At 51.8% G+C, this 11,985-nt stretch carries 10 protein-coding genes, 3 tRNA genes and 1 riboswitch; of the genes, 5 read left to right on the top strand and 8 right to left on the bottom strand.

Going from position 1 to position 11,985, the window contains the following annotated elements; all coding sequences use genetic code 11:
* Positions 1 to 40: 40 nt before the first annotated feature.
* From AYW79_RS07350 to AYW79_RS07340, 3 genes are all read right to left on the bottom strand, one after another.
* Positions 41 to 1,426, bottom strand: coding sequence for a sensor histidine kinase (locus AYW79_RS07350; protein WP_067563914.1), 1,386 nt, complete (start codon positions 1,424 to 1,426; stop codon positions 41 to 43).
* Positions 1,423 to 2,103, bottom strand: coding sequence for a response regulator transcription factor (locus AYW79_RS07345; protein WP_067563912.1), 681 nt, complete (start codon positions 2,101 to 2,103; stop codon positions 1,423 to 1,425). Before AYW79_RS07345 ends, AYW79_RS07350 begins: the two co-directional genes overlap by 4 nt.
* Positions 2,104 to 2,242: 139 nt before the next feature.
* A complete protein-coding gene (locus AYW79_RS07340; protein ID WP_067563909.1) occupies positions 2,243 to 2,611 on the bottom strand; it encodes a hypothetical protein in 369 nt (122 codons plus the stop codon).
* Between the two features lie 124 nt (positions 2,612 to 2,735).
* A riboswitch (ZMP/ZTP riboswitch) is annotated at positions 2,736 to 2,821 on the top strand.
* Between the two features lie 39 nt (positions 2,822 to 2,860).
* Between AYW79_RS07340 and purT the strand changes: the two genes are divergently transcribed.
* Positions 2,861 to 4,039: a formate-dependent phosphoribosylglycinamide formyltransferase gene (gene purT, locus AYW79_RS07335; RefSeq protein WP_067563906.1), complete on the top strand. Its 1,179-nt coding sequence runs from the start codon at positions 2,861 to 2,863 to the stop codon at positions 4,037 to 4,039.
* Between the two features lie 14 nt (positions 4,040 to 4,053).
* Here purT and AYW79_RS07330 read toward each other — a convergent pair whose 3' ends face one another.
* Positions 4,054 to 4,581: a transcription repressor NadR gene (locus tag AYW79_RS07330; RefSeq protein ID WP_067563904.1), complete on the bottom strand. Its 528-nt coding sequence runs from the start codon at positions 4,579 to 4,581 to the stop codon at positions 4,054 to 4,056.
* A gap of 104 nt (positions 4,582 to 4,685) precedes the next feature.
* Between AYW79_RS07330 and AYW79_RS07325 the strand changes: the two genes are divergently transcribed.
* The 4 genes from AYW79_RS07325 to AYW79_RS07310 all read left to right on the top strand — a co-directional run bounded on the left by AYW79_RS07325 (position 4,686) and on the right by AYW79_RS07310 (position 9,565).
* A complete protein-coding gene (locus AYW79_RS07325; protein ID WP_067563902.1) occupies positions 4,686 to 5,306 on the top strand; it encodes a MarC family protein in 621 nt (206 codons plus the stop codon).
* Between the two features lie 3 nt (positions 5,307 to 5,309).
* Complete coding sequence (locus AYW79_RS07320; RefSeq protein WP_067563900.1) at positions 5,310 to 6,539, top strand: MFS transporter; 1,230 nt, start codon at positions 5,310 to 5,312, stop codon at positions 6,537 to 6,539.
* 125 nt (positions 6,540 to 6,664) lie between these two features.
* Entirely contained in the window at positions 6,665 to 8,626 is a 1,962-nt protein-coding gene (gene acs, locus AYW79_RS07315; RefSeq protein WP_067563897.1) for an acetate--CoA ligase, read from the top strand.
* Positions 8,627 to 8,680: 54 nt separating this feature from the next.
* Entirely contained in the window at positions 8,681 to 9,565 is an 885-nt protein-coding gene (locus AYW79_RS07310; protein WP_067563895.1) for a hypothetical protein, read from the top strand.
* Between the two features lie 576 nt (positions 9,566 to 10,141).
* Here AYW79_RS07310 and AYW79_RS07305 read toward each other — a convergent pair.
* The 4 genes from AYW79_RS07305 to AYW79_RS07290 all read right to left on the bottom strand — a co-directional run bounded on the left by AYW79_RS07305 (position 10,142) and on the right by AYW79_RS07290 (position 11,751).
* Positions 10,142 to 10,217 (bottom strand) — tRNA-Val (locus AYW79_RS07305).
* A gap of 15 nt (positions 10,218 to 10,232) precedes the next feature.
* Positions 10,233 to 10,307 (bottom strand) — tRNA-Glu (locus tag AYW79_RS07300).
* Between the two features lie 5 nt (positions 10,308 to 10,312).
* Positions 10,313 to 10,385: transfer RNA gene (locus tag AYW79_RS07295), tRNA-Lys, on the bottom strand.
* An 82-nt stretch (positions 10,386 to 10,467) separates the two neighbouring features.
* Positions 10,468 to 11,751, bottom strand: a complete 1,284-nt coding sequence (locus tag AYW79_RS07290; RefSeq protein WP_067563892.1) for an adenylosuccinate synthase — start codon at positions 11,749 to 11,751, stop codon at positions 10,468 to 10,470.
* Positions 11,752 to 11,985 lie beyond the last annotated feature (234 nt).

Here is an 11,985-nt window from a genome sequence, read left to right as displayed (position 1 = left end):
AGAATTTGATGAGAATATTTCTTGGCGGTCGCAATCTGCCCTATCGAGCCGGAATTGTTACCGAAAAAACCGTTCCCTTCCCTCTTTCGCTCACGACTTGAATCGTTCCTTGATAAAGACCGACGATCTCTTTGGCTATCGCAAGTCCCAGCCCAAATCCTTCGGTTGATCGACTGCGCGCTCGGTCTGAGCGGTAAAATCGATCAAAAACGTGGGGAAGATGCTCCGGGTCAATCCCCTCGCCCTTATCCTCGACAGCCAAAAGAAGTCCGCTCTTCTGACGTACCGCCCGCACTGAAATTCCCTGGCCTTCTGTGGTGTGCTTGACCGCATTTTGTAAAAGAATCGCAGTCACTTGATGGAGATGCTCGGATTGCATTTCTGTCATCACCGATACATCGGAACATTCAAATGCAATGTTTCGCTGAAAAACCTCGCTAAATTGAAGGACGACCTCTTCCACGACACGTTTGGCGTCACACGGTGTACTTTCGAGTTGCACATTGGCAAGTGATGCGAGTTGCAGAAGTCCATTCGTCAATCTTCGCAAACGTGCAGCCTCTTTTTTGATCGCGCCAATGGAGCGTTCCGTCACGGCTGGATCATCCTTTCCCCAGCGATCGAGCAGATTCGTATACCCTTCAATGACGGTGAGCGGCGATCGAAACTCATGGGAGGCGTCTGCGATAAACTCATTCTGCTTCTCGATCGTCTTGCGAATTCGATCGAGCATTTCGTTAAACGTCTTTGCTAATTCCGCAATCTCATCGCGACCAGAATCGTGGGGCAATCGTCCTTTGATCGAAAACGCATCCATATGATGCATCCGCCGGATGATGTCGGTAATTGGGCGCAGCGCAACGAAACTCATCACATAACCACTCAGTCCAGCCAAAATCAGCGCAAGAAGCGATCCGAAGATTAACACACGCACCAGTGCCGTAATGTACGCCTGCACAACATCGGTCGACGCATACGAAATCACCCAGGCGACAGTATCGCCTGACTCTGAGCGACTGGGCAAGATGATTCGCACAAACGAATGTCCGCGCTCGACGACATGCGTGAGTGTTCCTTTTTGTGCGTGTGTCAGCCCGATTGAGTGCGGAAGCACGCCGAATGCATTTCCGAGCGTTGCGACCGTTTTCCCGTTTAATCCGATGATATAGAACGTCTGGTTTTTGGAGGCAAACTGCGAAAGCCAAGATTGCGATTTATCATTGGAATTATTACTGCCTTGCTCAATGTTTCCAGGATAGGCGAGCGCGATATGTTGAGTGCTTGTCAGTGCCGCGTGATCCTGTTGTTCCATCATCCATTTAGAGAGTGAAAAATAGATAAACAGTGTAAAGAGAACGGTGATACCCGCGATCGTTCCGATTGAGATCAGAGAGACGCGCCATTTGATGGATAAGCGCGTTCTCATTCTTTCATCACATATCCGACGCCGCGCACCGTGTGAATCAGGGGCGTGGAGAATCCTTCATCGACCTTTGCGCGCAAATAGCGAACATAGACGTCAACCACATTCGTTTCTCCGGAAAAATCATAGCCCCACACGGCATGCAGCAAATTTTCCCGCGATAGCACATGCCCTTTGTTCTCAATCAGGTGACGCAGCAAGTCAAACTCGCGCGGCGTCAGACGGATTTCGACGTCGCCCCGCTTCACATCCCGCGTCTCCTGATGAAGCGTCAAATCGCCAATGGAGAGTACGGTAAGCGAATCCTGCGCGTAGTGCGCCCGCCTCAATAACCCTCGCATTCTAGCCATCAGCTCTTCAATCGCAAACGGTTTGATGAGATAGTCGTCCGCGCCATAGTCGATCCCCGCCACACGGTCAGAGATACCGCCTTTGGCCGTCAACATGATGATCGGTACGGTGCTCTCCAGACGAATTCTGCGACATACTTCAAGACCCGACATTCCAGGGAGCATGACATCCAAAAGCAGTAGATCCCACGTCGCGTCAAGCGCCTTGCGCAACCCATCGCGACCATCATTGGCCACCGTAACCTGATATCCCTCATGCGTCAGCTCTAACTCGACAAATCCGGCAATCTCTTCATCGTCTTCGATGAGCAGTACTCGCTCTTTGCTCATTTTATTCACCCCAATACAAGTATAGCAAAGGAAGACGGCCAGCGATGATGGAACTTGTCCATTCTCGCTGGCCGATCACTCCAGGTCCGTTCAACGCGTATACTCAGCCACCCGTAGGCAGACAGAGCGCAGGAACGCGTTAGTTACCTTGCCCCGCCGGATGCGCATCTACGCCGCCATCCTTCGTTTGACTGCCCACTTGATCCTGCACGTTCGGACCTTGATTCAAACCATGGTCGATGCCTTTTTCGACACCATGCTTTTCAGCACCGGGTTTGTCAATCCCACCGTCATTGCGTTGACCCCCCACTTGGCCTTGAACATTCGGGCCATTGTCAACGCCGTCCTTTGCCTCAGGGCCTGCCGACACGGACGCTGGAAGTGTCAGGTTCGTCACTTGAGCGACAGGTGGAGTCGTCGTGCTCTGCGTTGCAGCAAACGCGGATACTTGTGACAAAAGCATACCCGCCGTCGCGAGTGCAACACCACCAAGGATGAATCTTTTCATGTGTAATCCCTCCCCTTCGGAATGATTTCATTGTAGCCAAGGTTCTTTAACCCATGAGGTGAGAGAGATGAAGGTTTCCCCATATTTTGATGAGAAAAATCTTATTTCTTCATGTATACTAGGCGGGACGTTGCATGACTGGCGGAACGTAACGTGGAGTAACCACGATGGAGTGTAACGTCGATAACGCCGACCGCCTGGGCACAACTTCAGAGGTGTGACACCTCGAACCCCACAGGAGGTTTTTTTATGTTCAGCCCACCCTTTTCACCAAACGCCACACGCGTGATGTTGCTTGGCTCTGGTGAACTCGGGAAAGAAGTCATCCTTGAAGCGCAGCGCTACGGCGTTGAAACCATCGCGGTCGACCGTTACCCGAATGCGCCCGCCATGCAGGTTGCGCATCACCATCACGTCGTGGACATGACGGATGCAGACGCATTGCGAACGCTCATTCTCTCTGAAAAGCCCGATTTGATCGTCCCTGAAATTGAAGCCATCTCGACAGACACCCTTGTCGCGCTTGAACGGGAAGGGTTTCGCGTTATTCCCACAGCCACGGCGGCGAAGCTCACCATGGATCGCAAAGGAATCCGCACCCTTGTCGCAGAGGAACTTGGCATTCCTACCGCGCGCTATGCGTTCGCGACGAGTCTCGCTGCATTTAAAGAAGCCGCTTACGAGATTGGATTCCCTTGTGTTGTCAAACCGATTATGAGTTCTTCTGGAAAAGGACAAAGCATCTGTCGATCCGAGAAAGAGATGGAGCAGGTATGGAATTACGCGATGACCGCCGGGCGCGTCAAGAGTGCAGAAGTGATCGTCGAATCGTTTATTCCATTCGAATCAGAAATCACACTGCTCGCTGTCCGCACCGCATCGGGTACGCTTTTTTGCCCGCCCATTGGCCACCGTCAACAAGATGGCGACTATATTGAATCCTGGCAACCTCACGCGATGAATCCGCAACACCTTGAAAAAGCGCAAGAGATTGCAAAACGCGTCACGGATCGCCTTGGCGGTTACGGCGTCTTTGGCGTCGAACTCTTTCTCACACCGGACGAGGTCTATTTCAGCGAAGTTTCGCCGCGACCTCACGATACGGGCATGGTGACGATGATCACGCAAAACTTGTCTGAGTTCGCGCTGCACGTCCGCGCCATTCTCGGATTCCCCATCCCCGAGATTCAATTGCTCTCGCCCGGCGCTTCCCATGTGCTGAAAGCGGACGCGGACGCGCCTTCGTATCGAATTGAAGGGGTTGCCGACGTACTTGCCTATCCGCAAACCCAAGTGCGACTTTTTGGTAAACCAACCATCACCAAAGGGCGACGCATTGCAGTCGTGCTCAGTAGCGATCCTGATGTGACAAAGGCGCGACAAACGGCTAAGGCGGCTGCATCCTGCCTGCGCACCGTGGCCGAATAACCGTTTTCTTGGCATCACGCGTCATCGACGTGGATCCCAACCGCACGCAGTTTCGCGATCGCCTCTTCAACATGGCGCGTCTCGCGATAGGCGATCGTGTGATAGTGCGATCCACCCGTTATAGAAGAAAGCAGCGGCGCGTCCAGCCGCTGCACTTGCTCAAGGAATAGCTCGACATCTCGGCGCGACGCTAGTCGCAGCGCACCGGATAACATCCCGTACAGCGGATGTTCAACTTGTACGTCCATCACGTAGAGCCCAAAATCAACCATTGTATAGAGTTCCAGGGCTGTTTGCTCTGGGGTGTGATTTACCCCGAGCACCGTCTGGGAACGCATCGAGTCGCGTTGTTGATAAATATATCCTTGGGGCGTCGATAAAATCGTTACACCCGCGGCGCGCATAAGCGCGATATCATGTACGACCACTTGGCGTGTCACGCCGAGACGACGCGCCAACTGTGTACCAGAAAGAGGGCCCTCTGCTTGCCGCAAAAAATCGATAAGCATCTCCTGACGACGCGCACGCTCCTGGCCATCCATCGGTTCACCGCCTATTTCGCACGATTTTACTCATTTGCCTGATGCCCTATACTATACATGTTCCGCATGAGACGAACACAACAGAAAAGGAATGAAAGTTTCCCATGCCCTCCTACTTAATTCATGCGATCGTATCGCTCATTGCGGTAATGAATCCGCTGGGGATTCTCCCCACCTACTTGGCACTCACATCTAACGCCTCTTCCGCTGAACGGCGGCGCATCGCCAAACGGGCTGTCATCAACGCCTTTTTGATCCTCATCATCTTTTTGCTGATCGGTCATGATGTTCTCTCGTTTTTTGGCATCACGATTCAAGCCTTTCAAATCGCCGGAGGCATTCTGCTTTTTGGGATCGCCTACCGTTTGCTCAACGCAACGCCATCGTACGTTCAGTCTCCCCGCGCAGACGAGTCCAGTCCAAAACACGATATTACCTTGACGCCGCTTGCCCTGCCGATTATGGCAGGCCCTGGCACAATCACAACGGTGATGGCGCTTAGCGTCGGCCCGCAACTGGTCATGCATACAACGGCCGTCTTTATCGCTGTCATCATCGTTTTGCTCACATGCTTCGCCTTATTCTACTACGCCTCCTGGATCACAGGGCGGATCAGTCACACCGCGCTCAACGCAATCACTCGACTCATGGGCTTTATTCTCTCCATTATCGCAGTCCAAATGGCGTTGACCGGTCTCCACTCCGTGTTTCCTGGATGGGGTTAAGGGATGGATACGATGCTTCTACAGCCTCAGCACTCCCATTCTCCGCTCACCAAGCGAGTCGTCTTTGTTCTCGCTCTCGTCAGCGGCGTTACGGTCGCCAATCTGTATTACAATCAACCCCTGTTGGCGCAAATCGTTCACACGTTTCACGCAACAGCGCAGCAGGGCGGTATCCTGTCCATGTGCACCCAAATCGGATATGCAATTGGACTCTTCTTTTTTGTGCCACTCGGGGATATGAAAGAGCGCAGACGTCTAATTCTGATCTTGCTCATCGTAGTGGCACTCTTCCTTGTCGGCATAGCGACAGCGCAAAATATGGCATGGATGGATGCAGCCAGTCTTGCTGTCGGCGTTACATCGATTGCACCTCAACTGCTTATCCCCCTCGCCGCTCAACTCGCCGCACCACACGAACGCGGCAAAGTCATTGGCAGCGTCATGAGCGGTCTTCTCATCGGCATCTTGCTCGCGCGCACGGCATCCGGATGGATTGGCGGCGACTTTGGCTGGCGCACCATGTACTGGATCGCTGCACTGATGATGGTAATCCTCAGCGTTCTCTTGCGATTGTTGCTCCCGCAAACCTTCCCAGAGCAAACGGTCACCTATCGCGAATTGTTTGTGTCAGTCGGTCGATTGATTCGAGAACAACCCACCTTGCGAGAGACTTCACTACTCGGCGCAACTCTATTCGGTGGATTCAGTCTTTTTTGGACAACACTCACCTTTTTTATTGAACAAGCGCCCTACCACTATGGAAGCCAGATTGCCGGACTCTTTGGATTAGTCGGCGTGGTCGGTGCCGTCGCCGCTCGCTTCGCAGGACGTTTAGCGGATCGAATGCCCGCACAGATCTTATCCGGCTTTGCACTCACCACCGTGCTTCTCTCATTTCTCTGCTTTTGGATTTTCGGATATCACCTTGTCGGACTCATCCTCGGCATCGTGTTGCTCGATCTCGGCACGCAAGCCGGGCACATTCTAAATCAGAGCCGCATCTTCAACCTTTTACCAGAAGCAAGAAACCGATTGAACATGGTATACATGGTGGCCTATTTTCTCGGCGGCTCCATCAGTTCTGCCATCGGCAGTTTCGTCTGGACCGCGTGGAGATGGAACGGGGTCTGCGCGTTTGGATGCGTACTTGTCGCAACCGGATTCTCCGTGTGGGGAACCTATCGGGTAAAATCGCTGAATGCCGCCTCTGCAAACGATGAATCTTCAACGTAAGGGAATATTTATCCCTTTCCATTCGAGTCGACCCCGACTCAATCAAACTCTATTGTTCTTGCGCAAGTCCTGGCGTACTATGGAGAAAACGCATACATATTGAAAGAAACAAAGGAGGAAGAACGATGGATGCGCCAAATGGCATCGATTTTATTCAGAAAAGCAAAACATTTCCTCCGCCCCCATCTTATGTCGAACGGTCCTACATGACAAGCACTGACATGTACAGCAATGAGTACCGCACATCCATCGAGGATCCTACGGCATTCTGGAATAAAATCGCTGACGAACTGGATTGGGTTCATCGTGAACAAACGGTTATAGAAGGAGGCATGCCCGATTTTCGTTTCTTTCCCGGAAGCCAGATCAACGTATGCCTGAACTGTGTGGATCGTCACGCAAACAATCCGCTGCGCCGCAACAAAGTGGCCTTTTTCTTTGAGGGGGAGAACGGTGAAACGCGGTCACTGACTTACCTGCAACTGCACCGCAATGTGCAAAAGTTTGCGAATGTTCTCCGCAACTTCGGTCTTGCAAAGGGCGACGTCGTCAGTGTCTACATGCAAAACCTCCCGGAAACGTATATTGTCCTGCTCGCGTGCTTCCGCATGGGAATTATTTATAATACGGTGTTCGCGGGATTTTCACCCGAAGCCCTCCGGGAGCGCATCGTCACTTCAAACGCAAAAGCTGTCATTTGCTCAAATGGCAGTTATCGCAGAGGGAAAGTGCTGACTCTGAAGGAAACTGTGGATGCCGCTCTTCAGGGTGAACACGCCGTCAGGCACGTCATCGTATTCAATCGAATTGCCGACTTGGCCACGCCCATGATGCAGGGCAGGGATTATGACTATACAGAACTGATGCGAACGGCCCCAGCAACCAATGACGCTGTGCCGCTAGACTGCAACGACCCCGGATTGCTGATTTTCACAAGCGGAACCAGCGGCAAGCCAAAAGGGATCGTTCATGCCGGCGGCGGATTTCTGCTTGGGACCTACGCTTACTCCAAATACCAACTCGACCTGCGCGACGAGGACGTGTATTGGAACACCGCCGACATTGGTTGGCTGACAGCCCATATCTTTGTCCTCGTGGGCGGATTGGCGCTCGGCGTTACGAATGTCATCTACGAAGGGGCCATCGACCATCCGCATCAGGGCCGCTTATACGAAATCGTGGAGCGCTACCAGATCAATAAATTATTCTCTGCTCCGACGGCTTTCCGCATGCTTATGAAATATGGAGAAGCCTTGGCACAAACGTATGATCTCTCTTCCATTCGCCTGATTGCCTCCGTCGGCGAACCACTTAATCCGGAAGCCTGGAATTGGGTGTACCGGGTTGTCGGTGGGGGGCACGCCGTCATCAACAATACCTGGGGACAAACAGAGACCGGCGGTACGCCACTGGCCTCGCTGCCCGGCGCGACAGCGATGAAACCCGGATCATGCGGTGTTCCATTTTTTGGTCACCGTCTTGACATCGTGGATCATGAAGGCCGTCCCGTGAAGGACGGAACGCCTGGTTTTCTGATCATCCGAACCCCGTTTCCCACACTGGCGCGCGATGTGTTTGGCAACCGCATCCGCTATTTGCAGAACTACTTTGAGCAAATACCCGGCGCCTATTTCACCGGCGACAGCGCCGTACGCGACAGCGATGGGCATTACTGGGTGTTGGGGAGGGTGGATGATGTCATCAACGTCGCCGGACATCGCATCAGTACCATGGAGATGGAGAGTTCCCTCATTCAACACGAATCCGTTGTCGAAGCTGCCGTAGTGACTCAACCGGACGCGATAAAGGGGACCGTTCCTGTTGCGTTTGTCACGATCGACAAATTGTTTCAACCGAATGATGTGCTGGCCAGAGCATTACAGCAGAAAGTTATCGAAGATATCGGCTCATTTGCCAAACCGGAACGCATTCATTTTGTCAGTGTGATGCCAAAGACACGATCCGGAAAAATCATACGCAGAATGCTGCGCGAGGTGCTTGAGGGCAGCGTGATTCAGGGCGATATCACTGGACTCGAAGACAGTGACGCACTCACCATGCTCATCTCGGAAGTGCATGACTCGTAAAGCTTGTCACGAATGGAACCCATGGACGGGGTGCATGAAGGAGGCAATAACAACTTGAATTGGCGTGTAAAAACGTATCAGATCGGTTCAGAGGCGGCGGTTCGCGAGGAAATTCTCCACACTTGTGATCGCGCCCAAGTCGGCGAGATCCTGATCTTTCCGGAGTATGCGGCCTATACAGCCGATGAGTCAGAACGCACTCTCGACGCACTCATAAAAAAAGCGCAAGAAAAGCGCGTGACGATCGTCACAACACTGAACCTCGCTACTTCCCTGTTGCCACGCAGCAAACCGAACCATCGTTACAACGCGCTCACACTCATTACCCCACAAGGCGAGTTGCATGTGCCTGCAGCAAAGACCACGCCGCAGTCATTTGAAATGGTGCAGTATTCTACGCGCTTTCCTAAAATCAATGTGACACCGTACGACTCTATACGCCGCGTTACTTTGATTCAAGGCGATGAGACAAAGACCTGTGTGTTCTCCGTCTGTTCAGATCTTTACGTGCTGCTATTCGGAGGATCTGACTACAATGATTTGCAGGCTGACATCGGAATCTTCCCGGGCAATTTCGGCCGGGGAGCGGAACGCGCCGCACGACGTGTCATTGAACGCCTGCGGACGGCCGGCGTCTTTACAGAGACGATCTTCTGCAATCCAATGCAATTGACAAAGAAACCGGACCAGTTACCGATCGTCCTGCCGGCAACGGATTATAACTCACAAACGACACCGGCGGTCCCGCTCACCGATGCTGAACGCATCAAACTTTTTCGGGAAAATGTCCTTTTGTATGTCGATGAAACGGTAGAGCACTTTGTATCCATGGCCGACTTGACTCCTATGCATAACGGCCGCTTCACGATCCCGATGAGCCTGATTGACGTATCGCCTACACTGGAATACGATGACACGCCAATCAATCTCAATCCATAGGGCAGCATTACACCCCATATTGCTTAAACCATGCGTACATCGCTTGGTTACTTGGCACTGCATAGCGATTTAGGAGTCCATGATGCCCTCCACAGAAAGCTGACGAACACGGACCACTTCACCATTGTATTCCTGTAATTTTGCTGCGTGTGCCGCATGCAATACGTCGGCATCTGCCTTAGCAACACAAGCGGTAGGATAGCATCATGCTAAAGAATTGATGATCGTATTGGCACGTAGCTATAAACAGTGGCTTGATAACTCGTATTAATTTGACGCTCATTTCCCAGGTGTAAGACTCGCTGTCCGTTTTCTTGGGTTGATCGCTCGAAGATGCGAACGAAAATTGATCAATACATTGACATTTAAAAATTTTGTTCATTCATCCATGCGCACCAACCGACCGGTGCTGAGCAAGGGCACGAGATTCTTCACTCGCCCTTTGTGCTTACAAAAAAATCAATTCGTACGATAGAGGAAAAGAAACTAGGACAAAACTAGGACATAAAACAAAATCGAACTGCATACCCTGTGGGGGTACAGTCCGATTTTCCTTGATTTATCAAGGCATTTTTATGGTGGGCGATGACGGGCTCGAACCGCCGACCCCCTGCTTGTAAGGCAGGTGCTCTCCCAGCTGAGCTAATCGCCCATACGAGTAATAAAATGGTGACCCCAAGGGGATTCGAACCCCTGTTCCCGCCGTGAAAGGGCGGTGTCTTAACCGCTTGACCATGGGGCCAACGATGAGCCATGCTGGACTCGAACCAGCGACACCCTGATTAAAAGTCAGGTGCTCTACCAACTGAGCTAATGGCTCAAGAATCAACGGTCATCAATATACCATGATTGATCGATCAATGCAAGTAAAAATCCGATGACCGTGATCGACATTCGGCAAGTTAAAAAACAGTCCTCATTTGCACAATTTGGTCGCGATCCGCTCCCGTACCGAAGAGAGAAATCGGAGCACCTGTCAGCTCTGACAACCGATTAAGATACGACTGCGCCTCCTTCGGAAGCTCATCAAAACTGCGCACAGTTGAAATGTCAGATTGCCACCCCGGCAGTGACTCATAGATCGGTTTGCACTCACTCAACTGCTTGATGCTCGCGGGGACTGCGTCGAGTCGTTGACCATTCCAGTCATACGCGATACAAATGCGCAGCTCATCAAGGCCCGATAGGATGTCAAGTTTCGTTACCGCGATGCTGTCAAGACCACTGACGCGACGCGCGTGTCGTGTCACTACACTGTCAAACCAGCCAACGCGACGCGGCCGCCCTGTGGTCACACCATACTCGTGACCCACTTCGCGAATGTGATCACCAAGCGCGTCGGTAAGCTCACTGACAAACGGACCTTCCCCAACACGCGTCGTATACGCTTTAACCACGCCGATCACTTGGTCAATCTCTGTCGGCCCAACCCCAGAACCGATACACACGCCACCCGCCACAGGATTCGACGCTGTAACGTACGGATACGTTCCGTGGTCGAGATCGAGCATCGTCGCCTGAGCTCCCTCGAATAAAACATCTTGCCCTTTTAGAATCGCCGCTTCTAATACCACAGATGTATCCGTCACAAAAGGTCGAATCAATTCTGCCAAGGGTAAATAGGCATCCATGATCTCTTCTACAGTGAATCCATCCGCCTCATAATAGCGTTCAAACAAGCGGTTTTTCTCCAGAAGATTTCGCTCGACCATTGCGCGGAAAACTTCTCGATCAAGTAGATCCACAACGCGAATACCAATCCGCGCTGCCTTATCCATATAGGCAGGTCCAATACCTTTTCGCGTCGTACCAATTTTACTTGCGCCTTTGCGCTCTTCTTCGAGTTCATCCAGACGAATATGATATGGCATCACAAGGTGCGCACGATCACTGATCACAAGCGTACCCAGCGTGACATCCAATTGTTTAAGATAATCCATTTCTTCAATTAATGCACGTGGATCGACGACCATGCCATTGCCAATTACACATACTTTATCTTGATAGAGAATTCCAGATGGTAAAAGGTGTAGATCAAATTTTTGATCGCCGAGCCGAATTCGATGCCCCGCGTTGTTTCCGCCTTGATAGCGCGCAACGACATCCGCCTTCTCCGCGAGATAGTCTGTGATCTTGCCTTTGCCTTCATCGCCCCACTGTGTTCCAACCACAACCACTGTGGACATGCATCATCTCTCCCTTAACGGGAATTTTATTCAACGATAAAATCCCCACAAGAGTGTAGCAACGCAATCATCATTAGTCAACGAAAATACCTTGAGAATCCTAAGCAGTACGCTGCTATGCCGTTCTTTCAAACTTACTCAAATCTACGCATAGGTAGCTTTGACGTTGAATTCCTGCTTCGTCGAGGTCGCCTCTGTATGAGCAGGTCTTACGTCCTCTCCACAGGCTATCAC

The organism is Ferroacidibacillus organovorans (assembly GCF_001642725.1).
Taxonomy (GTDB): domain Bacteria; phylum Bacillota; class Bacilli; order Alicyclobacillales; family SLC66; genus Ferroacidibacillus; species Ferroacidibacillus organovorans.
Note: the sequence above shows the minus strand (reverse complement) of the source record. Positions and strands in the feature narration are given on the sequence as shown.

What these genes read in the sequence shown, in the direction of transcription:
- AYW79_RS07325 (WP_067563902.1), top strand. Translation starts at nt 4,686, where the DNA reads ATGCCCTCCTACTTAATTCATGCGATCGTATCGCTCATTGCGGTAATG.
- AYW79_RS07320 (WP_067563900.1), top strand. Translation starts at nt 5,310, where the DNA reads ATGGATACGATGCTTCTACAGCCTCAGCACTCCCATTCTCCGCTCACC.
- acs (WP_067563897.1), top strand. Translation starts at nt 6,665, where the DNA reads ATGGATGCGCCAAATGGCATCGATTTTATTCAGAAAAGCAAAACATTT.
- purT (WP_067563906.1), top strand. Translation starts at nt 2,861, where the DNA reads ATGTTCAGCCCACCCTTTTCACCAAACGCCACACGCGTGATGTTGCTT.
- AYW79_RS07340 (WP_067563909.1), bottom strand. Translation starts at nt 2,611, where the DNA reads ATGAAAAGATTCATCCTTGGTGGTGTTGCACTCGCGACGGCGGGTATG.
- AYW79_RS07345 (WP_067563912.1), bottom strand. Translation starts at nt 2,103, where the DNA reads ATGAGCAAAGAGCGAGTACTGCTCATCGAAGACGATGAAGAGATTGCC.
- AYW79_RS07350 (WP_067563914.1), bottom strand. Translation starts at nt 1,426, where the DNA reads ATGAGAACGCGCTTATCCATCAAATGGCGCGTCTCTCTGATCTCAATC.
- AYW79_RS07290 (WP_067563892.1), bottom strand. Translation starts at nt 11,751, where the DNA reads ATGTCCACAGTGGTTGTGGTTGGAACACAGTGGGGCGATGAAGGCAAA.
- AYW79_RS07330 (WP_067563904.1), bottom strand. Translation starts at nt 4,581, where the DNA reads ATGGATGGCCAGGAGCGTGCGCGTCGTCAGGAGATGCTTATCGATTTT.